The 19,594-nt window shown below is 74.5% G+C and carries 19 protein-coding genes; 13 read left to right on the forward strand and 6 right to left on the reverse strand.

What is annotated here, in order from left to right:
- Positions 1–237: 237 nt before the first annotated feature.
- On the reverse strand, positions 238–1,182 hold the full coding sequence (locus tag HPC71_RS04225; protein WP_154613841.1) for a DUF4349 domain-containing protein: 945 nt from the start codon (positions 1,180–1,182) through the stop codon (positions 238–240).
- Positions 1,179–2,126 carry a LysR family transcriptional regulator gene (locus HPC71_RS04230; protein WP_171896144.1) on the reverse strand — a complete coding sequence of 316 codons (948 nt, stop codon included), beginning with the start codon at positions 2,124–2,126 and terminating at the stop codon, positions 1,179–1,181. Before HPC71_RS04230 ends, HPC71_RS04225 begins: the two co-directional genes overlap by 4 nt.
- A 302-nt stretch (positions 2,127–2,428) precedes the next feature.
- Here HPC71_RS04230 and HPC71_RS04235 point away from each other — a divergent pair, with 302 nt between their 5' ends.
- The 7 genes from HPC71_RS04235 to HPC71_RS04265 all read left to right on the forward strand — a co-directional run bounded on the left by HPC71_RS04235 (position 2,429) and on the right by HPC71_RS04265 (position 9,139).
- Positions 2,429–3,673, forward strand: a complete 1,245-nt coding sequence (locus HPC71_RS04235; protein WP_253943893.1) for an SfnB family sulfur acquisition oxidoreductase — start codon at positions 2,429–2,431, stop codon at positions 3,671–3,673.
- 77 nt (positions 3,674–3,750) lie between these two features.
- Positions 3,751–4,914, forward strand: a complete 1,164-nt coding sequence (locus HPC71_RS04240) for an LLM class flavin-dependent oxidoreductase (protein WP_154613843.1) — start codon at positions 3,751–3,753, stop codon at positions 4,912–4,914.
- On the forward strand, positions 4,911–5,438 hold the full coding sequence (locus HPC71_RS04245; protein ID WP_171896146.1) for an NADPH-dependent FMN reductase: 528 nt from the start codon (positions 4,911–4,913) through the stop codon (positions 5,436–5,438). The genes HPC71_RS04240 and HPC71_RS04245 overlap by 4 nt, the downstream gene beginning before the upstream one ends.
- On the forward strand, positions 5,435–5,974 hold the full coding sequence (locus HPC71_RS04250; protein WP_154613844.1) for a flavin reductase family protein: 540 nt from the start codon (positions 5,435–5,437) through the stop codon (positions 5,972–5,974). The genes HPC71_RS04245 and HPC71_RS04250 overlap by 4 nt, the downstream gene beginning before the upstream one ends.
- Before the next feature lie 30 nt (positions 5,975–6,004).
- On the forward strand, positions 6,005–7,369 hold the full coding sequence (hemG, locus tag HPC71_RS04255) for a protoporphyrinogen oxidase (protein WP_171896148.1): 1,365 nt from the start codon (positions 6,005–6,007) through the stop codon (positions 7,367–7,369).
- Positions 7,370–7,415: 46 nt separating this feature from the next.
- The gene (gene hemQ / locus HPC71_RS04260; RefSeq protein WP_154613845.1) at positions 7,416–8,135 is read left to right on the forward strand and encodes a hydrogen peroxide-dependent heme synthase; all 720 of its coding nucleotides are present in this window, start codon (positions 7,416–7,418) and stop codon (positions 8,133–8,135) included.
- A 113-nt stretch (positions 8,136–8,248) separates the two neighbouring features.
- Positions 8,249–9,139: a hypothetical protein gene (locus tag HPC71_RS04265; protein ID WP_154613846.1), complete on the forward strand. Its 891-nt coding sequence runs from the start codon at positions 8,249–8,251 to the stop codon at positions 9,137–9,139.
- A gap of 129 nt (positions 9,140–9,268) precedes the next feature.
- Here the strand turns inward: HPC71_RS04265 and msrB are convergent, their stop codons facing one another.
- Entirely contained in the window at positions 9,269–9,685 is a 417-nt protein-coding gene (msrB, locus tag HPC71_RS04270) for a peptide-methionine (R)-S-oxide reductase MsrB (protein WP_154613847.1), read from the reverse strand.
- Between the two features lie 120 nt (positions 9,686–9,805).
- Here msrB and HPC71_RS04275 point away from each other — a divergent pair, with 120 nt between their 5' ends.
- From HPC71_RS04275 to HPC71_RS04295, 5 genes are read left to right on the forward strand one after another with little or no spacing between them, the layout of a single operon-like run.
- Positions 9,806–10,906, forward strand: coding sequence for a ferredoxin reductase (locus HPC71_RS04275; RefSeq protein WP_154613848.1), 1,101 nt, complete (start codon positions 9,806–9,808; stop codon positions 10,904–10,906).
- 57 nt (positions 10,907–10,963) lie between these two features.
- Positions 10,964–12,217, forward strand: a complete 1,254-nt coding sequence (locus HPC71_RS04280; RefSeq protein ID WP_154613849.1) for a fatty acid desaturase family protein — start codon at positions 10,964–10,966, stop codon at positions 12,215–12,217.
- Positions 12,217–12,687: a hypothetical protein gene (locus HPC71_RS04285; protein ID WP_154613850.1), complete on the forward strand. Its 471-nt coding sequence runs from the start codon at positions 12,217–12,219 to the stop codon at positions 12,685–12,687. Before HPC71_RS04280 ends, HPC71_RS04285 begins: the two co-directional genes overlap by 1 nt.
- An 18-nt stretch (positions 12,688–12,705) precedes the next feature.
- Positions 12,706–13,800: a DNA polymerase domain-containing protein gene (locus tag HPC71_RS04290; RefSeq protein WP_154613851.1), complete on the forward strand. Its 1,095-nt coding sequence runs from the start codon at positions 12,706–12,708 to the stop codon at positions 13,798–13,800.
- 9 nt (positions 13,801–13,809) lie between these two features.
- Positions 13,810–14,283 carry a DinB family protein gene (locus tag HPC71_RS04295; RefSeq protein WP_154613852.1) on the forward strand — a complete coding sequence of 158 codons (474 nt, stop codon included), beginning with the start codon at positions 13,810–13,812 and terminating at the stop codon, positions 14,281–14,283.
- 97 nt (positions 14,284–14,380) lie between these two features.
- On the opposite strand, the gene HPC71_RS04300 is transcribed toward HPC71_RS04295, so the two are convergent.
- Positions 14,381–14,722: a hypothetical protein gene (locus tag HPC71_RS04300; protein ID WP_154613853.1), complete on the reverse strand. Its 342-nt coding sequence runs from the start codon at positions 14,720–14,722 to the stop codon at positions 14,381–14,383.
- Positions 14,723–14,952: 230 nt separating this feature from the next.
- Here HPC71_RS04300 and HPC71_RS04305 point away from each other — a divergent pair, with 230 nt between their 5' ends.
- Complete coding sequence (locus HPC71_RS04305; protein ID WP_154613854.1) at positions 14,953–15,948, forward strand: sulfotransferase family protein; 996 nt, start codon at positions 14,953–14,955, stop codon at positions 15,946–15,948.
- A gap of 16 nt (positions 15,949–15,964) precedes the next feature.
- On the opposite strand, the gene HPC71_RS04310 is transcribed toward HPC71_RS04305, so the two are convergent.
- Entirely contained in the window at positions 15,965–18,661 is a 2,697-nt protein-coding gene (locus HPC71_RS04310; RefSeq protein ID WP_154613855.1) for a stealth conserved region 3 domain-containing protein, read from the reverse strand.
- Positions 18,658–19,593, reverse strand: a complete 936-nt coding sequence (locus HPC71_RS04315) for a hypothetical protein (RefSeq protein WP_154613856.1) — start codon at positions 19,591–19,593, stop codon at positions 18,658–18,660. Before HPC71_RS04315 ends, HPC71_RS04310 begins: the two co-directional genes overlap by 4 nt.
- Position 19,594: the final 1 nt, after the last annotated feature.

The raw sequence follows: 19,594 nt of genomic DNA on the forward strand, positions 1-19,594 counted from the left end.
GGGAGATCTGCCCCGATAAGTGCAGGGGTCCCCGGTTAACCGGGGACTCCGACACCCGCGCCCCGCGGCGGCAAATGTTCATCAAGGGATGTCGCTGAATGGTCACTTCCCCAGGTGAGCTCCACGTGGGAAGTGCCGGTTCGGCTGCATACCTTGATGAAACGACGCGACGAGCCCGCGCCGGTCAACCCGCGACGAGCCCACGCCGGTCAGCCCGCGCCGATCAGCCCACGCCGGTCAGTCCGCGGCGACGGGCCGGCGACGCAGGCGCTTGAGGAGGAGCCAGGCCGGCAGGCCGAGCAGCAGCCCGGTGGCGAGGAACGGCAGCAGCGCGCCGGCCACGGTGGCGACCGCGAGGGCGGTGGCGACCAGGCCGTGCCACCCGGCGGAGAGGCCGCTGAGGAAGCCGGCGTCGTCGTCGGCCTGCGCGGCCGCGGGCTCCCGGGGCGTCCGCTCGAGGGAGACGGTGATCGTGGACATCGCGGTCTGGTCGGCGAGGTAGTCCTGCTGCTTCTCCAGGGATGCGAGGGCGGCCTGCCGGCGGGAGAGCTGGGCCTCGATGGCGACGATGTCGCGGATCGACTGCGCCCGGTCCAGCAGCAGCTCGACCCGCCGGATGCTGCGGCGCTGGACCCGGACCCGGATGTCGACGTCGAGGACCTTGGTGGTCACGTCCTCGCTGGTCGTGCCGGCGGTGACCAGCTCCGCGGCCCCCTTCAGCGACTCGACGGCGTCGTCGAAGCGGTCGGAGGGGACCCGCAGCACGAGCCGGGACCGCTTGACCTCGCCGTCGTCGTCGGTCGCGGTCTGCTCCTCGGCGACCTCCCCGCCGTACCGGTCGACGACCTTCTGCACCTCGAAACGGGCCTCGCCGACGTCGTCGGCCCGCAGGGCGACGTTGCCGGTCGAGATCACCTTCCGAGCGGATGCGGCGTCCACGGCGTCCACGGCGGCGCTGCCGGCGGCGTCGTCGGCGACGAACCCGTTGGCCTCGCGGGCCGCCGCGGCGGGTGCCTCGCCCCCGTCGGAGCCCGAGGAGGCGGCGACGTCGGCGGTGGAGCCGGAGGAGTCGGAGTCCGACGCCCCGCCGCCGCAGCCGGTCAGCGCGGCGAGGGCGGCGAGGGTGGTGGCGGTGACGAGGGCGGCGGCGACCCGGTGGCCGGCCCGGCGGTACGTGGTCATGCCGTCTGGGACGGCACGACCTCCATCACGGTTCCGGTGGGCTCCGGCGTACGACGCCCGCGCGCGACCTCGACGAGCGCGGCGCGCAGGTCGCGGACCCGCCCGGGCAGCTGGCCCTCGCGGTGGCGCAGCACCAGGGTCACGGCCGTCTCGTCGCCGGCGATCGGGCGGCAGACGAGCAGCCCGGTGCGCTCGAGCGGGTCGCCGACCACGCTGTAGTCGGGCAGCACGGTGATGCCGAGGCCCTCGGCGACCATCAGCTTGCCCATCTCGGCGCCGTCGGTGGTGTGGCAGCGTCGGGGCATCCGGCCCTCGAAGAGCCGGTGGGCGAAGCGGTGCATGAGGTAGCCCGCGCGCATCGCCACGAACCGCTCCTCGCGCAGCTGGTCGATGGTCACCGCGGGCTGGGCGGCCAGCGGGTGGCCGAGGGGGAGGACGACGACCGGGCGGCCGTGCACGAGCGCGGTACCGGCGAGGTCGGCGGGCGCGTCGTCCCCGGCGAGCACGTTGACCAGGCCGAGGTCGAGCGAGCCCTCGACGACGCCCTGGTGGATCTCGGGCTGCTGGGCGTCGAGCACCTCGACGGTCGCGCCGGGGTGCCGGTCCTGGAAGAGCCGCAGCGCCGGGACGAGGAGGGTGGAGGTGGCGGCGTTCACGGTGCCGATCCGCAGCAGCCGGGTCGCGGTGCCCTGGTCGCCGGCGGCCTGGCGGAGCCGGTCGACGGCCTCGAGCACGTCGACCATGTTCTGCAGCAGGTCCTGGCCCTGGCGGCTGATCCGGGCGCCGGAGCGGCGGCGGTCCAGCAGGGTGACGCCCAGCTCGCGCTCGAGCTTGGTGAGGGCCTCCGACAGCGCGGGCTGGGAGATGTGCAGCCGCTCGCTGGCCCGACGCAGCGAGCCGTGCTGGGTCACGGCGGCGAGGTACTCCAGCTGTTCGATCCGCACGAGGCTCCTCCAGCGAGGTCGCGAGCCCCGACAGGTGCTCGGTAAAGTCAGTCGACACGGTCGACTTTAGTGCAGGGTCGACGGCCCGTCGTGGCGCGGCGCGCGCGGCGGTGTCCGGCGGGCGCCGCGCACGGTCCGGTGGAAGGCCCTGCCTGTCACCCGCTCGCGGCTTCCTCGCGCGCTTCGGGCCGCGTCGGCTTGCACTCGGCGCTTATTTCGACCAATCTCATCGACATAGTCATCAAGGCTCGAGCATCCCGGAGCGCCAGCAACGCCCCACGGACCAGGAAGGTGGACCGACCGTGTCGACGAACCTCGCGTCCGATGACCCCCAGACCGGCTCGTTCGCGGTGATCGGCGCCGGCCGGGTGCCGGTGCTCGACGCCGGCGCGGCGATCGAGGTGGCCACCAAGATCGGCCGCCGTCTCGCCGACGGTGCCGCCGAGCGCGACGCCGAGCGGGTCCTCCCCGCCGAGGAGGTCGACCTCCTCACCTCCTCCGGCCTGCTCGCGATCACCGTGCCCGCCGAGCACGGCGGCCCCGACCTCCCCACCTCCGTGGTCACCGAGGTCTTCCGCCTCCTCGCGGCCGGGGACCCGAGCATCGCCCAGATCCCGCACAGCCACTTCGTGTACGTCAACGCGCTGCGCCACCGCGGCACGCCGGCGCAGCAGGCGTTCTTCTTCGGCGAGGTGCTCGCCGGCAAGCGGTTCGGCAACGCCCAGTCCGAGGTCGGCACCGCCCATGTGCGCGAGCACCGCACCACGCTGACCCCCGCCGCCGACGGCGGCTGGCTGCTGAACGGCGAGAAGGGCTACAGCACCGGCGCGCTCTTCGCCGACTGGATCCCCGTGCTCGCCCACCTCGGCGTCGACGGGCCGATGCACGTCGCCTGGGTCGAGCGGAGCGCCCCGGGCATGACGATCGTCGACGACTGGGACGGCATGGGGCAGCGGACCACCGCGAGCGGCACGGTGCGCCTGGCCGGCGTGCGCGTCGACGACGCGCGGATCACCCCCTACCACCTCACCTTCGAGGGCCCCCAGACGTACGGCGCCTTCGCGCAGGTGCTCCACGCCGCGCTCGACGCCGGCATCGCCCGCGCCGCGCTGAGCGAGGCCGCGGCCTTCGTGACCAGCAGGTCCCGGCCCTACCCCGACGCCGGCGTGCAGCGCCACGCCGACGACCCGCTGGTCGTCCACGCCTTCGGCCAGATGGAGGTGCAGGTCCGCGCCTGCGAGGCGCTCCTCGCCGAGGCGGCCCGCGCGGTCGACCGCGCGAACGCCGACCTCACCGAGGAGTCCGCCGGCCGGGCCAGCCTCGCCGTCGCCGCGGCCCGCGCCTCGACGACGCAGGCCTCGGTGGAGGTCTCCAGCCGGCTCTTCGAGGTCGCCGGCACCCGCTCGGCGCTCGACGGCCTCAACCTGCACCGGCACTGGCGCAACGCCCGCACGCACACGCTCCACGACCCGGCCGCCTGGAAGGTCCAGCACCTCGGGCGGCACGCCCTCGACGGGGTGTTCCCGCCCAACCACGGCCAGGTCTGAGCACCTCGGTTCCCAGCCCGGTTCCCACCCGCGGCCCCCACGCGACGTACCCGCACCGCACCCACAGGAGTGACGAGATGTCCTTGAAGTTCCACTGGTTCCTGCCCACCAACGGCGGCGACGGCCGGCAGGTCGTCGGCGGCGGCCACGGCGTGTCCGCCGGCGCCGCCGGCCGGCCCGCGACCGTGCCGTACCTCGGCCAGATCGCGCGCAGCGCCGAGCAGCTCGGCTTCGAGGCCGCGCTCACCCCGACCGGTGCCTGGTGCGAGGACGCCTGGGTGTCCACCGCGATGCTCAGCAGCCTCTCGGAGCGGCTGAAGTTCCTCGTCGCGCTCCGACCCGGGCTGACCGCGCCGTTCCTGGCCGCGCAGATGGCCGGCACCTTCCAGAACCTCTCCGGCGGCCGGCTGCTGCTCAACGTCGTCACCGGCGGGGAGAGTCACGAGCAGCGGATGTTCGGTGACTTCCTGGACAAGGACGGCCGCTACGAGCGCGCCGATGAGTTCCTGCACATCGTGCGGGCGCTGTGGCGGGGGGAGACGGTGACCTTCACCGGCAAGCACCACTCCGTCGAGGACGCCTACCTCGCCCAGCGCCCCGACCCGCTGCCGGAGATCTACTTCGGCGGCTCCTCGCCGGCCGCCGGCACGGTCGCGGCCAAGCACGCCGACGTCTACCTCACCTGGGGCGAGCCGCCGGCCGCCGTCGCGGAGAAGATCGACTGGATCAAGGGCCTGGCCAAGGCGGAGGGCCGCGAGATGCGGTTCGGCATCCGCCTGCACACCATCGCCCGCGACACCTCCGAGGCGGCGTGGGCCGAGGCGGACCGGCTGCTCGCCGGCATCGACGACGAGCAGATCGCGAAGGTCCAGGCGGGGCTCAAGCGCAGCGAGTCGGTGGGCCAGCAGAAGATGCTCGAGCTCAACGGCGGCAGCAAGGAGGGCCTGGAGATCCACCCGAACCTGTGGGCGGGCGTCGGCCTGGTCCGCGGCGGCGCCGGCACCGCGATGGTCGGCAGCCACAGCGAGATCGCCGACCTCGTCGAGCAGTACGTCGCGGTCGGCATCGAGGAGTTCGTGCTCTCCGGCTACCCGCACCTGGAGGAGTCCTACTGGTTCGGCGAGGGCGTCCTGCCCGAGCTCACGCGCCGCGGGCTCTGGCAGCACCCGGCCCCGCAGGCCACCGGGTCGGCCGCCGTCCCGTTCGGCGCCGCCGGAGGGGCGAGCAGGGCGGCCTCGTGACCGGGACAGCGACCGGCCTCGGGAGGGTCGCCGTCGTCGTCGGGAACCCCAAGCCGGCCTCGCGCACCCTGCACGCCGCGACGTACGTCGCCCGCGAGCTGTCCGGCGCCGACCCCGACCTGGTGGTCGACCTGGCCGTCCTCGGCCCGGCGCTCCTGGACTGGTCGGACGCCGAGGTGCGCGGGCTGGTCGAGGAGGTCGGCGCCGCGGACCTGGTCGTCGTGGCCAGCCCGACCTACAAGGCGACGTACACCGGGCTGCTCAAGCTCTTCCTCGACCGGTTCTCCACCACGGGCCTGCGCGGCGTGGCCGTCCCGCTGATGCTCGGCGCCGGCCCGGCCCACGCGCTGGCGCCCGAGGTCGCGCTGCGGCCGCTGCTGACCGAGATCGGCGGCACCGTGCCGACCCGTGCGCTCTACGTGCTCGACGACGCCCACGACGACCCCGCGGCGTACGCCGCGTGGCTGGCCGAGGCCCGCCCTCGCGTCGCCGCCGCCCTCTCCCGGACAGGAGCCCCCGCATGACCACCGCACCGACCGGGCAGCCGATCGCCGGCGTCACGCCCCTGACGACCAACCAGGACCTCGACCCGACCCGGCTGCGGGAGGCGTTCGGGATCTTCCCGACCGGTGTCGTGGCCGTCGCCGCCGAGGTGGACGGCGAGCCGGTCGGCCTGGCCGCCAGCTCGTTCACCTCGGTGAGCCTGGACCCGCCGCTGGTGTCGTTCTCGGTCGCCAACACCTCCAAGACCTGGCCGACGCTGCGGCGGGCCGCGCACCTCGGGGTCACCATCCTCGCCTCGCACCAGGGCACGATCTGCCGCCAGCTCGCCGGGCCGGTCGCAGAGCGCTTCACCGGCATCGGGCTGCACACCACCGAGGACGGCGCGGTGCTGCTCGACGAGGGCCTGGCCCGCTTCGACTGCTCCATCCACGAGGAGGTCGTCGCCGGCGACCACACGCTCGTGCTCCTGCGCCTGCATTCGGTGGAGAGCGCGGACACCTCCCTGCCGCTGGTCTTCCACCGCTCCGGCTTCGGCCGGCTCGAGGCCAGCGCCTGAGCGGTGCCCACAGCCGCCTAGCCTGGGGCCGTGGGTAGCCCTCGCCGCACCGTCGTCGTCGGGGCCGGCATCGCCGGCCTCACCGCAGCCCACGACCTCGCCGCCGCCGGCGACGAGGTCGTGGTGCTCGAGGCCACCGGGGAGGTCGGCGGCAAGATCCGCCGCACCGAGGTCGCCGGCACGGTCGTCGACGTCGGCGCCGAGGCGATGCTCAACCGCCGCCCCGAGGGCGTCGACCTGGCCCGCGAGCTCGGCCTCGAGGTCGAGCACCCGGCGCTGGCGGCCTCCCGGATCTGGACCCGCGGTGCCCTGCGCCCGCTGCCCCGCTCGCTCATGGGCGTTCCGCTCGACCTCGACCAGCTCGCCTCCTCCGGCGTGCTCAGCGAGGAGGGTCTGGCCCGGGTCCGCGCCGAGCCGTCGCTCGGCCCCGAGGAGGTCCGCGGCGACGTCTCCGTGGGCGACCTCGTCGACCGGCGCTTCGGCCCGGAGGTCACCGACCGGCTGGTCGAGCCGCTGCTCGGCGGGGTCTACGCGGGCCGGGCCCGGGAGATCTCGGCCCGGGCCGCGGTCCCGCAGCTGGTCGCGTACGCCGCCCGCGGCTCGATCCTCGAGCAGGCGGCGGCCGTGCCGACGACGTACGACGCCCCCGTCTTCGCCGGCCTCCCCGGCGGCATGGGCCGGCTGCCCGAGGCGCTCGCCGCGCGGCTGCCGGTGCGGCTCGGGGTCACCGTGCGCGCGCTCGCCCACCGCGCCGGCGGCGGCTTCGCGCTGACCTGCGGGGCGACCACGGCGCCCGAGCTGGTCGAGGCCGACGCCGTCGTGCTGGCCACGCCCGCCGCGCCGACCGCCCGGCTGCTCGGCGAGGTCGCGCCGGTCGCCGCGGCGGAGGTGGCCGGGATCGAGACCGCCTCGGTGGTCGTGGTGACCTTCGCCTTCCGCGTCGCGGACGCCGCCCCCGTCGTCGACGCCGGCTCCTCGGGCTTCCTGGTGCCGCCTGTCGAGGGGCGGCGGATCAAGGCCTCGACCTTCTCCTTCGCCAAGTGGGACTGGGTGCGCGCGGCCGGCGCCGAGCAGGGGCTGGTGCACCTGCGCACCTCGCTGGGCCGGCACGGCGACGAGGTCGCGCTGCAGGCGACCGACGAGGAGCTCGTCGCGTGGTCGCTGGTCGAGCTCGCCGAGGCCACCGGGCTCACCGCGCGGCCGGTGGACGTGCACGTGCAGCGGTGGGGCGGCGGCCTCCCGCAGTACGCCGTCGGCCACCTCGACCGGGTCGCCCGGGCCCGGGCGGCCCTGGACGCGGTCCCCGGGCTGGCGGTCTGCGGGGCGTCGTACGACGGGGTCGGGATCCCCGCCGTCATCGCCTCCGCGCACCGCGCCGTGCGCGACCTGGGGTGATCGGGTCGACAGCGGGCGGCGGGAGGCGGACCGGCACAATGGAGCCATGACCGAGACCGCCCCTGACACCAAGTCGAACGCCGCCCGGGTCCGCGAGATCAACGACTCGATCCGCTACACGATGTGGTCGGTCTTCCGGCTGCGCGACGTCCTCGGCGACGCCGACCGCGCGGCCGAGGGCGCGGAGGTCGAGAAGCTCTTCGCCGAGCTCGCCGAGGGCGACGTCGTGGTGCGCGGCGTGTACGACGTCAGCGGCCTGCGCGCCGACGCCGACGTCATGGTCTGGTGGCACGCCGCCGACTCCCAGGACCTCCAGGCGGCCTACCACCGCTTCCGCCGCACGGCCTTCGGCTCCCGCCTGGAGCCGGTGTGGTCGCAGATGGCGCTGCACCGCCCCGCGGAGTTCAACAAGAGCCACGTCCCGGCGTTCCTCAACGACGAGGAGCCCAAGCGGCACATCTGCGTCTACCCGTTCGTCCGCTCCTACGAGTGGTACCTCCTCGACGACGGCGAGCGCCGCCGGATGCTCGCCGAGCACGGCAAGATGGCCCGCGACTACGTCGACGTCCGCGCCAACACCGTCGCGAGCTTCGCCCTCGGCGACTACGAGTGGATGCTCGCCTTCGAGGCCGACGAGCTCTACCGGATCGTGGACCTGATGCGGCACCTGCGCGGCTCCGACGCCCGCCGCCACGTCCGCGAGGAGGTGCCGTTCTACACCGGCGCGCTCACCCCGGTCGCCGAGCTGGTCGACCGCCTGCCCTGATCGCCTGCCCCTGATCGCCTCGTGATGCCCAGCGTGCGCCAGGGCGCACGCTGAGCATCACGAGGCCGGGCGGGAGGCCGGAACCGCGGCGGTGGGGACGGCGTCGTACGGGCATGCGACCCGTCCTGCGTCTCTCCCTGCCCGCCCTGCTGCTGGTCCTGGCCGGGTGCGGGGAGGACCCCGGCACCACCGCAGGGTCGGCGCCCTCGAGCCCGGCGGATCCGGCCCCGACCACCCGTCCGACCGCGGTCCCGGCGCTCGCCGGTGAGGTGACCACGCGGTACCCGGTGACGGTCCTCGACGACGGGGACGGCGCCGAGCTGTGCCTGGGTGGCGTCGCCACCTCCTTGCCGCCGCAGTGCGACGGACCCCCGCTGGTCGGGTGGGACTGGGCCGAGCACGCCGGGGCCTACGAGGAGCAGTCCGGCGTGCGCTGGGGCGCCTTCGCGGTGCGGGGGACCTTCGACGGGACGTCGTTCACGCCCTCGGAGGTCGTGCCGGGTGACGCCTGGGAGCCGCCGGCCGGCGCGGACCCCGCCGCCGAGGCGGACCGCGACTTCACGCCACCGTGCCCAGCGCCTCCGGGCGGGTGGGCGAACCAGGGCTCGCCGGGTGCCGCGGGCGGGAGGCCCGCGGTGTTCCGGGCGGCCCAGCGCCTGCCCCGCTACAACGAGGCCTGGGTCGACTCCTCGTCCTCGCCGGTGGTGGTCACCGTCCGGCTCGCCACCGACGACCCGGCCGAGCTGGCCGACGCCGAGGCGACCCTGCGTGGGGTGTGGGATGGGCCGCTGTGCGTGGTCGGCGGCGCCCGCCACACCGAGCGCGAGCTGCGTGCGGTGCAGGACGCCGTCCTCGACCTGCCGGGCATGCTCTCCGCCGGCGCCTCGGAGGACCGGGTGCGCGTCGACGTGGTCGCCGACGACGGCACGATCCAGGCGTGGGTCGACCGGGCCCACGGCGCCGGCACCGTGGTCGTCTCCTCCGCGCTCGTGCCGGTCGACTGAGCGGGGACCTGATCGGTCCGCGACGGCGGACATCTCAGGGGACCCCTGCACATATCGGGGCAGATCTCCCCTGAGATGTGCGGGAGTCCCCGGGTAACCGGGGACTCCTGCAGCGCCGGCGGCGCCGGATCAGCCCTGGGTCGAGGGCTGGGTGACCGGCTCGAGGGTCAGGCTGATCGAGTTGATGCAGTAGCGGTCGCCGGTGGGGGTGCCGTACCCGTCGGGGAAGACGTGCCCGAGGTGCGAGCCGCAGCCGGCGCAGCGGACCTCGACCCGCTTCATGCCGTGGGAGGTGTCCTCGATGTACTCGATCGTGTCCGAGATCGGCTGGTAGAACGACGGCCAGCCGCACCCGGAGTGGAACTTGGTGTCGGAGGTGAACAGCTCGGCCTGGCAGGCGCGGCAGCGGTAGACCCCGGTCGTCTCGGTGTCGGTGTACTCACCGGTGAACGCCCGCTCGGTGCCCGCCTGGCGGAGCACGGCGTACTCCTCCGGGGACAGCTCCTCGCGCCACTCGGCGTCGGTCTTCTCCACCTGGTAACCCATGCCGCCCAGCGTACGGCGGGGCCCCAGCACGCGCCGCGGGGTGGACGCCCGGTTGACCGGTCCAGAACACATGTGTTCACTGAGGCGTGCGACTGATGTCACTGGGGTATGGGGGGCGACATGGCAGGCACGATTCCGTGGGAGCGGGTCCGCAGGGCGGGCCACACCTTGACCACGCCGCTGGACCCGGACGACTACCTGCGGTTCCTCAACCCCCTGTGGACGTCGCGCGAGCTGCGCGGCCGGGTCGAGGAGGTCGTGCCGGAGACCGATGACGCGGCCACGCTCGTCATCCGGCCCGGGTGGGGCTGGCGCTACCGCCACCGCCCCGGCCAGTACGTCGGCATCGGGATCCAGGTCGACGGCAAGTTCCAGTGGCGCTCGTACTCGGTGTCCTCCGCGCCCCGGCGCAAGGGCCGCACCATCGCGATCACCGTCCGGGCGATGCCCGAGGGGAAGCTCTCCTCCCACCTGGTCAACGGCCTCGAGCCCGGCACGATCCTGCGGCTCGCGCTCCCCGACGGCGACTTCACCCTGCCGGACCCGCCGCCGCCGCGGATGCTGTTCCTCGTCGCGGGCAGCGGCGTCACGCCGGTGATGTCGATGCTGCGGACCCTCGACCGCCGCGGCACCCTCGACGGCGCGGACGCACCCGACGTGGTCATGCACTACTCCTCGCCGACGCCGGAGCGGATGATCTTCCGCGAGGAGCTCGAGGCCCTGGCCGCGAAGCACGAGCGGCTCACCCTGCACCAGCTGCACACCGACACCGACGGCATGCTCGAGCTCGACCACCCCGAGCGGGGCCTCGACGGGATCTGCCCGGACTGGCGTGAGCGCGAGACCTGGGCGTGCGGGCCCGGCCCGATGCTCGACGCGATCACCGAGCACTTCGAGCAGGCCGGCCTCGAGGAGCAGCTGCACCTCGAGCGATTCTCGCTCAAGCTCGGCGGCGAGGGCGGTGAGGGCGGCACCATCACCTTCCGCAACTCCGGCAAGTCCGTCGACGTCGACGGCGCGACGACCGTGCTCGAGGCAGGCGAGCAGGCCGGCGTCGGCATGCCGTACGGCTGCCGGATGGGCATCTGCCACACCTGCACCCTGACCCTCGTCGAGGGCACCGTGCGCGACCTGCGCAGCGGCGACGAGTTCGGCCAGCCCAACGAGCCGGTGCAGACCTGCGTCACCGCCGCCGTCGGCGACTGCACCCTCGACATCTGACCCAGGCACCACCATCAGCCAGCAGGCACGACCCACCACGACTGCACGGGAGACCCGATGGCCATCGCGGACGTCAAGGAGTACACCCACCTCACCGAGGAGGAGGTGGAGCAGATCGGCCGCGAGCTCGACGCGATCCGGCAGGAGGTCGAGGAGTCCCGCGGCGCCGCCGACGCGGCGTACATCAACCGGCTGATCAAGATCCAGCGCGGCCTCGCGACGGCCGGCCGGGTCTCCATGCTCGCCGGCACCTGGGGCGGGCGCTGGGCGCCCCGCGCGAAGAAGCCCGCGCTCGTCGCGGGCGCGACGTTCCTCGGCCTGGCCAAGATCCTCGAGAACATGGAAATCGGCCACAACGTCATGCACGGCCAGTGGGACTGGATGAACGACCCGGAGATCCACTCCTCGAACTGGGAGTGGGACACCGCGCAGCCCGCCGAGCAGTGGAAGCACTCCCACAACTACATCCACCACCAGTTCACCAACGTGCTCGGCCACGACAACGACATCGGCTACGGCATCCTGCGGATGGCCCGCGAGCAGCGCTGGCACCCCTACTACCTGGGCCAGCCGGTCTACAACGCGCTGCTCGCCACGCTCTTCCAGTGGGGCGTCGCCCTCCACGACCTCGACCTCGAGCGGATCCGCAAGGGCGAGAAGGACCCGCAGGAGATGAAGCGGCAGCTCAAGCAGATCTTCCGCAAGGGCCGCAACCAGGTGCTCAAGGACTACGTCGTCTACCCGGCGCTGTCCGGGCCGCGCTGGAAGGAGGTCGCGGTCGCCAACGCCTCGGCCAACCTCGCGCGCAACCTGTGGTCCTACGTGATCATCTTCTGCGGCCACTTCCCCGACGGGGCGATGCACTTCACCGAGGAGGAGCTCGAGGACGAGACCCGCGCGGAGTGGTACCTGCGCCAGGTCCTCGGCGCCGCCAACTTCAAGGGTGGCCCGCTGCTGCACGTCATGAGCGGCAACCTCGGCTTCCAGATCGAGCACCACCTCTTCCCGGACCTGCCCAGCAACCGGTACGCCGAGATCTCGGTCAAGGTCCGCGCGCTGTGCGAGAAGTACGACATCCCCTACACCACCGGCCCGCTCCACCGGCAGTACGGGCAGGCGCTGCGGACGATCATCAAGCTCTCGGTCCCCAACAGCTGGACCACCAGCAACGACCCCGCGCCGCCGGAGCGCTCCGACACCGCGAACGAGCCGTCCAAGGACCGCCGCCGGAAGTCCGACTCCGAGCGGCAGCCGCGCCGTGCCGAGCTGGGCGTCTACTCCCGGTCGCCTCGGGAGAGGAGCCACGACTGATGGATCCCGCCCCACGCGCGTTCGGCGAGCTCCCGCGGGACCCCGACCTGGGGGTGCCGGTGCCGTTCGCGGCCGGCACCGACGTCGGGTACGGCGACCGGCCGGCCGGCAGCAACCTCTCGGCCCGCGGCCTGGACAAGCGCCGGGTGACCCAGTGTGCACTGAGCCGGGTCTGCGGTGTCTGCGGCGCCACGCTCGGGCGGCCGCTGGCCTTCCTCGGCACGCGCACCGAGGTCGACCGGCTCGCCTTCCACCTGCCCCCGGCGCACCTGTCCTGCGCGGAGGCCCTGCTGGCGGCGTACGCGTCGGTCGGCGAGCCGCTGCTCGGCCTCGACGCGCCGCCGGGGGCGTGGGTGCTGGCGACGACCGCGAGCTTCGAGTTCGTCCGGCCCGGCCGCGAGGACCTCGACAAGCGGCCGACGTTCCAGCCCAGCTCCGCGCTGACCGAGGTCACGCCGGCGGGGGGCTGACCCCGCTAGCGTGTCGGCATGGCGAAGGCAGCGGCTGCGACGGTCGTGGCGGGAGACCGCGAGGTCCGCGTGACCAGCCCGGACCGGGTGATCTACCCGGCGACGGACTCCACGCCCGAGGTCACCAAGCTGATGGTGGCGCAGTACGTCGCCTCGGTCGGCGAGGGGCTGATGCGCGCGCTGTGCGACCGCCCCACCGCGCTCGAGCGGTGGCCCGCCGGCGTCCACCCCGGCATCACGCTGGCCACCGGCCGGCCGGGGGAGAAGGCCGACGCGTTCTACCAGAAGCGGGTCCCGAAGGGCGCTCCGGACTACCTGGAGAGCGTCGGGATCACCTTCCCCTCGGGGCGCACCGCCGAGGAGATCTGCCCGACCGAGATCGCCGTGCCGGTGTGGTGCGCGCAGATGGGCACGCTCACCTTCCACCCCTGGCCGGTGCGCCGCACCGACGACCCGGCCAGCCTCGACCACCCCGACGAGCTGCGGATCGACCTCGACCCGCAGCCCGGCACGACCTTCGCCGACGCGGTGCGGGTGGCCGGCCTCGCGCGCGAGCTGCTCGAGGAGCTCGGCCTGCGCGGCTACCCGAAGACCTCGGGCAACCGCGGGGTGCACGTCTACGTCCGCATCGAGCCGCGGTGGGAGTTCACCGACCTGCGGCACGCCGCCATCGGCTTCGGCCGGGAGCTGGCCCGGCGCGACGACGGGGTCACCGTCGAGTGGTGGAAGGAGGAGCGCGGCGAGCGGATCTTCGTCGACTACAACCAGAACAACCGCGACCGCACCATCGCCTCGGCGTACTCCCTGCGGCCGCAGCCGGGCGCCCCGGTCTCCACCCCGGTCACCTGGGCGGAGCTGGCCGAGCTCACCGACCCCCACGCGTTCAACCTCTTCACCGTCCCCGACCGGCTCGCCGACGGCGATCCGTGGGCCGACATCGACGAGGAGGCCTTCTCCCTCGAGCCGCTGCTGCGGCTGTGGGAGGAGCTGCCCGGGGGAGAGCTCAACTTCCCGCCGGACTACCCCAAGATGCCCGGCGAGCCGCCGCGGGTGCAGCCCAGCAAGAAGGTCGCCGCGCACTGGGATGCCGAGGGCAACCGGGTCGAGGACTAGCGTCGCGCCATGACCTTCGAGGTGGCGGACGAACGGGTGGTCCTGGAGTCGATGCTCGACCGGCAGCGCGACGAGGTCGCCGCGCTGCTCGACGACCTCAGCGAGGACGAGGCCCGGGAGCGGCTGGTCCCGTCCCTGACGACCGTGCTCGGGCTGGTCGCCCACGCGACGTTCGTCGAGCGGGTGTGGTTCCACCACCGGGTGGCCGGGGTGCCCCGCGCCGCGCTCGGCCTGCCGGACACCGTCGAGGAGAGCTTCGTGCTCGCCGAGGGCGACACGATCGCCTCGGTCCGCGACGCCTACCTCGCGGCCTGCGAGCGGTCCCGCGAGATCGCCGCCGAGCACGACCTCGACGAGACCTTCCCCTGGCACCACGGTCCGGTCAGCCTGCGCTACGTGCACGCCCACCTGGTCGCCGAGCTGGCCCGGCACGCCGGCCACGGCGACATCCTGGTCGAGCAGCTCCGCGCGCGCCGCGACTGAGCGCGGTCTGCGGACGTACCGAACCCGGCCGGACGCCGGCGACACGCCGGTGGGGGAGCGCCCGCGCCGACTTCGGTACGTCCGGCGGTCGCGGCGGTCAGCCGGTCGGGCCCTCGACGAGGCTGAGGGCGTAGGTCGTCCCGGGGGGCACCGCTCGGGCGACTTCGCGCCAGCCCTGGTCGGCCAGGCGGCGGACGTAGGAGCGCACGTCGGGCTGGCGCGAGCCGAGGAGCAGCAGACGGCGGCGGTCGGCGCGGGCGGCCTCCTCGACGGGCACGACCAGATCGAGGTCGTGGACGACCATCGTCGCGGTCGCGTCCTCGAACCGCACGCGGAGCACGGCGCGGACGCCGTCGGGGCGCTCGGCCCACAGCGCGGCCCGACCCTCGTGCTGGACGGATCCGGCGGCCGGTGCCACGGGGAGGAGGTCGGCGCCCATTGCTCTCACGGTCGCGCAGCCTAGCCATCCCTCCCGCGCACCCGCGCCGAACCGGCACTTCTGACCCCGCGAATCAGCACTTGTCGCGGTCCGAGTCGGCAGTTGTGGCGGCGACCTCGTGGTCGAGCGCCAGAAGTGCCGACTCGGCGGGTCAGAAGTGCCGACTCGGCGGGTCAGAAGTGCCGACTCGGCGGTGGGGGTGGCGACCCGGTCGCGTAGCCTCGGCGCCCGTGAGGCTCGTCATCGTCACCGGCTCCGGCCGCAGCGGCACCAGCAGCGTCGCGGGCACCCTCAAGCGGCTCGGCCTGCACGTCCCGCAGCCCGAGGTGGAGGCCGACGAGTCCAACCCGCGCGGCTACTACGAGCCGCTGTGGGTGACCGAGTTCCACAAGCGGCTGCTCAACCCGGTCCCGGTGCGCACCATCGACACCCGGCCGACCGCCGCCGAGGTCGCCGCGGCCGCGGTCACCCCCGAGGTCGAGGACGAGCTGCGCACCTGGCTGGCCGGGGTGGTCGCCCTCGGCGAGCCGCAGGTCGTGGTCAAGGACCCGCGCGAGTTCTGGGTGCACGAGCTGTGGCTGCGGGTGGCCGGCGAGCTCGGCATCGAGGTCTCGACGCTGACCATGCTGCGGCACCCGACCGAGGTGGTCCGCTCGCGCGACACCGCCTACCTCACCGCCCAGTCCGACTCCTTCCGCCGCCAGCGCGAGACCGCCAACGTCGCGGCCTGGATCAACGCCGCGTTCCTGACCGAGCAGGCGACCCGGGGCCACCGCCGCGCGTTCGTGCCGTACGCCGACCTGGTCTCCGACTGGCGCACCGCGATGACCCGCGCGGGTGACCAGCTCGGCCTCACCTACGCCGGGCCGCTCGACGCCCCGCACCCGGTCGACGACTTCGTCGACGTCCGGCTCAACCGCTCGCAGGTGACCTGGGACGACATCACCGTCTCCCCGGCGCTGCGGTCGCTGGCCGACCGGACCTGGGCCGCGATGGGCACGCTGGTCGGCTCGCCGCACGACGAGAGCGCCATCGCGGAGCTCGCGGACCTCCAGCGGGAGTACCTCGAGATGTACGACGCCGCCGCGGCGCTGGCCTCCGACGAGACCCAGGCGCAGGTCGCCGCGGTCCGCCGGCAGCTCAAGGAGCGGCTCGCGGTCAAGAACGAGCGGATCGAGAAGCTCCGCGCGGAGCTCAAGGCGCTCCGGGAGCCCCGGGAGGGCTGAGGGCGCTGGGCGCTCCTCAGCGCTCCCAGGGCGCGGCGACCGGGTAGTACTCGGCGTAGAAGTCGGCCAGCAGCCGGTCCAGCCGCGCGGCGGTGACCGCGTGGTCGTGGTGGTCGCCGAGGCAGAAGAAGTCCTGCTCGCGGTCCAGCAGCCGCTGCAGCTGCCACTCCACGTCGCTGTTGCTGACGTTGACGAAGGCGTGCTCGGCGGAGCCGACGTACGCCGTGCCGGTCGCCAGGCCGTAGTGCTGGGCCAGCGAGCTGAGCAGGGAGACGTCGGCCTCGGAGCGGAACGGCGCCCGCGCGGTGCGCGCGACGTCCTCGGCGAACCGCTCGCTGATCTCGGTGAGCACCGAGACGCGGTGCGGGTGCGGGGTGTGCGCCAGCGTGCTGGTGGTGGTCACCCCGAAGGCCTCGCGCAGGAGCCGGCGGTTGTTCCAGGCGGCGTGGAGGTACGCCGGCGCGCCGGGTGCGTCGTCGGGGCCGACGGTCGTGGCCGAGAGGAACACGGCGTTCTGCCCGGCCGGGGTGAACAGCTGCTCGGGGCGCACCGGACGCCCGAGGAACACGTCGTCGTTGAGGTAGATCCACTGCTCGCTGAGCCCCGGGATGCGGTGCAGCGCGGTCTCGATCGCGTGGGAGCTGAACGTCGGCAGCGCCTCGGCCGGCAGGATCTCGCGGTGGTCGACGACCGTCACCTGGGGGTGGTCGGCGAGCCAGTCGGGCCGCTGCCCGGCGGTGACCAGGTAGACGTGGCGCACCCAGGGCGCGAAGAGGTGCACGCTGCGCATCGAGTGGCGCAGCTCGTCGCGGTGGACGAACCGCGCCCGCCCGCTGGCCTCGCGGGTGGTGGCGGTGCCGGTGACCTGCGCGAGCCGCGCGGCGCGCGCGTCGTTCCACGCCGGGTCGTCGCCGTCGACCCAGGTGTAGACCACGTCGATCGGGAAGCGGCACTCGTCGAAGGTCGGCTCCGCCATCAGCGGCAGGGTCCGGACCGTGACGCCGTCGACCTCGTGGTCGACCAGCCTCGTGCCCGCCGGGAGGGTCTGCACCCACCGGTTGCGGCGCGGCGCGACCAGGTCGCCGTCGACGCCGGTCTCCCAGAACTGCACGTCAACCCCGCAGCCGCCGGCCAGCAGCCCGGGCCGGCCGGTGCGCGGGTCGGTCGGCCACGGCTCGAGGCTCACCTGGGTGGTCATCCCGCGGCGCAGGTCGGCGGCGAGCTCCGCGACGCTCCCGCGCCGCTCGTGCCAGCCGTGCTGGGCCGGGTCGCGCAGGGAGAGGTACGACGGGACGCTCGCGGCGGCGAGGTGGTCCAGGAGGGCGCGGCGGGCCGCCATCGGCACGACGACCGTGGGCGGGTTGGACCCGTCGCGGGGGACCACGAACCAGGCGTCGCTGGCGGCGCGGGCCGCGTCGACGGCCAGCCGCAGCGCGGTCCGGCGGGCCTCGAGCGGGGTCACCTCGGCGACGTCGACGGCCGCCGCGGCCGCCCGGGGCCGGCGCGGCGGCTTCGCGAGCGCCCGGGACTCCAGTCGTCCGCGGCCGGCGCGGCGGGCGCGGGCGTCGGCGAAGATGCCGAGCCAGCGCTCGGCGAGCGCGTGGGCGTCGTACTGCCGGGCGGCGCGGTGCGCGCCCTCGCCGAGGCGGTGGCGCAGCTCCTCGTCGCCGGCCAGGCGCAGCAGCGCGGCGGCCATGCCGGCGACCGACTCGGGGCCCACGAGGAGGCCCGAGACCTCGTGCTCGATGATCTCGCGCGGCCCGGAGGCGCAGTCGAAGCTGGCGACCGGCACGCCCGCGGCCATCGCCTCCTGGACGACGAGCGGGAAGCCCTCGGCGCGGGAGGTCAGCGCGGAGATGCTGGCCTTGGCCCACTCACCGCGCATGTCGGGCACCGCGCCCGGCAGCTCCACGCGGTCCCACAGGCCGTCCTTGCGGACCTGGCGGAGGATCTCGGCGCGCTGGGGGCCCTCGCCGCAGATGCGCAGGCGCCAGCCGGGGAGCCGGTCCGCGACCTGGCCGAAGGCGGCGACGAGCTTGGGGAACTGCTTCTCCGGGACCAGCCGGCCCGCGGCCACGATGACCTTGCGGTCCAGCCGGGAGCGGGGGACGAACCCGATCGGCAGCGGGTTCGGCACGACCACGGTCTCCGGCGCGACCTCGCCGAGCCGCTCGCGCAGCCAGGTCTCGACGGTCGGGGTCAGCAGCGCGACGACGTCGGCGCGCGGTGCGTAGGTCAGCAGCGGCTCGAGGCCGGAGGTGCGGTCGGAGGAGGAGCGGTGCTCCTGGTGGACGACGGTGACGTGGTCGGGCAGCAGCTGGACCGCCGAGGCCAGCAGCGCGGGGGTGACGGTGACCAGCACGTCGACGTCGAGGGCGGGCAGCGCCGCCTCCATCGCGACGTCGGTCAGCGCGGAGAACTGGCCGTCCCACCGGGCCGGGACCAGCGCGGACTCGCGGTCGGCGAGGGCGGTGGCGACCGCCGGGGTGAGCCCGGCGACGGGCGGGACGGTGGGGTCGCGGTCCTCGCGGACGTCGACGAGGTACTGCACCGCGACCCGGTCGTCCACGTCGTAGTGCGGCCGGTCCCCGCTGCGGGTCACGCTCACCAGGCGCACGTCGTGGTCGGGCGCCAGCGCGTTGGCCTGGGTGATGGCCGAGCGCGACGTGCCGCCCATGCCGTCGAGGTTGAAGACGAGCCAGGCGATCCTCACGAGGCGTCCTCCCCGGTCCGGTCCTGCTCGGTCCGGTCACCGTCGGTCCGGTCACGGGGCGGGACCCGCACGCCGAGGGTCCGGTCGGCGGTCCACACCAGGCGCCACAGCGGGCGGTCGGCGTCGTCGAGGTAGAGGTGGGGCAGCAGCGTGGCGGGGTTGGCCTCGCGCAGGTCGTTGGCGTCCCGGGTGACCGGGCGGGCCGCGGTGGCCGTGCCCGCGGTCACCGCCAGCTTGCGGCCGCGGTCCAGCGGCACGGCGTCGCGGTGGAGCACCGCGCGGCCGGTCACGAGCGGCACGCTCGCCACGACCTCGCCGTCGGGGCCACCGGCGCGCAGCTGCAGCTCGCCGCCGATCGCGCCGACGACGTGCAGCTCGACGGCGTCACCGGTGGAGATCACCGACGCCAGCCGGGGGAGCGGCTCGGCGACGGCGGTGCGCACGAGTCGCAGCGTGCCGTCCTCGGCGCGCTCGAGGGCGAACCGCAGCGAGCCGTCGCGGCTGGTCGGCACGATCGTCGGCCCGGCCTGGACGTCGGGGCCCACGTCGGCGAGCGGCGGGGTCCACACCGGCCGCGGCGCGCGCCCGCCGGGGCCGACCAGCACGGCGTCGTACGTCGCGTCGTCGGTGCCGGGCAGGGCGAGCAGGTCGGCGCGGACCGAGACGTGGCTCAGGGAGTCCTCGTGGTCCCCGACCAGCGTGAGGACCTCCTCGGAGCCGGTCTCGCGGAGCGCGAGCGTGCCGGGGGCCGCCTCGACGGCGAGCCAGAGGTGCTCACCGTCCAGCACGGCGGCGTACGTCGCGACCGGGCGCCCGCGCGGGGGCACCGGCCGGGCCGGGCGCTCGAGGGTCGTCGCGGGAATGGGAGCGGGAGCGGGAGCGGGCTCGTCGGCGGGGCCGGCCGCGGCCGACCGGCGGAGGGGGAGTCGCACC

It is taken from the genome of Nocardioides marmotae, from assembly GCF_013177455.1.
Classification (GTDB): Bacteria; Actinomycetota; Actinomycetes; order Propionibacteriales; family Nocardioidaceae; genus Nocardioides; species Nocardioides marmotae.

Bases quoted from the DNA above. Each gene is read 5' to 3' on its own strand.
- HPC71_RS04295 (WP_154613852.1), top strand. From the start codon at position 13,810: ATGACCTTCGAGGTGGCGGACGAACGGGTGGTCCTGGAGTCGATGCTC.
- hemQ (WP_154613845.1), top strand. From the start codon at position 7,416: ATGACCGAGACCGCCCCTGACACCAAGTCGAACGCCGCCCGGGTCCGC.
- HPC71_RS04265 (WP_154613846.1), top strand. From the start codon at position 8,249: ATGCGACCCGTCCTGCGTCTCTCCCTGCCCGCCCTGCTGCTGGTCCTG.
- HPC71_RS04285 (WP_154613850.1), top strand. From the start codon at position 12,217: ATGGATCCCGCCCCACGCGCGTTCGGCGAGCTCCCGCGGGACCCCGAC.
- HPC71_RS04290 (WP_154613851.1), top strand. From the start codon at position 12,706: ATGGCGAAGGCAGCGGCTGCGACGGTCGTGGCGGGAGACCGCGAGGTC.
- HPC71_RS04280 (WP_154613849.1), top strand. From the start codon at position 10,964: ATGGCCATCGCGGACGTCAAGGAGTACACCCACCTCACCGAGGAGGAG.
- HPC71_RS04225 (WP_154613841.1), bottom strand. From the start codon at position 1,182: ATGACCACGTACCGCCGGGCCGGCCACCGGGTCGCCGCCGCCCTCGTC.
- HPC71_RS04240 (WP_154613843.1), top strand. From the start codon at position 3,751: ATGTCCTTGAAGTTCCACTGGTTCCTGCCCACCAACGGCGGCGACGGC.
- msrB (WP_154613847.1), bottom strand. From the start codon at position 9,685: ATGGGTTACCAGGTGGAGAAGACCGACGCCGAGTGGCGCGAGGAGCTG.
- HPC71_RS04275 (WP_154613848.1), top strand. From the start codon at position 9,806: ATGGCAGGCACGATTCCGTGGGAGCGGGTCCGCAGGGCGGGCCACACC.
- HPC71_RS04250 (WP_154613844.1), top strand. From the start codon at position 5,435: ATGACCACCGCACCGACCGGGCAGCCGATCGCCGGCGTCACGCCCCTG.
- HPC71_RS04300 (WP_154613853.1), bottom strand. From the start codon at position 14,722: ATGGGCGCCGACCTCCTCCCCGTGGCACCGGCCGCCGGATCCGTCCAG.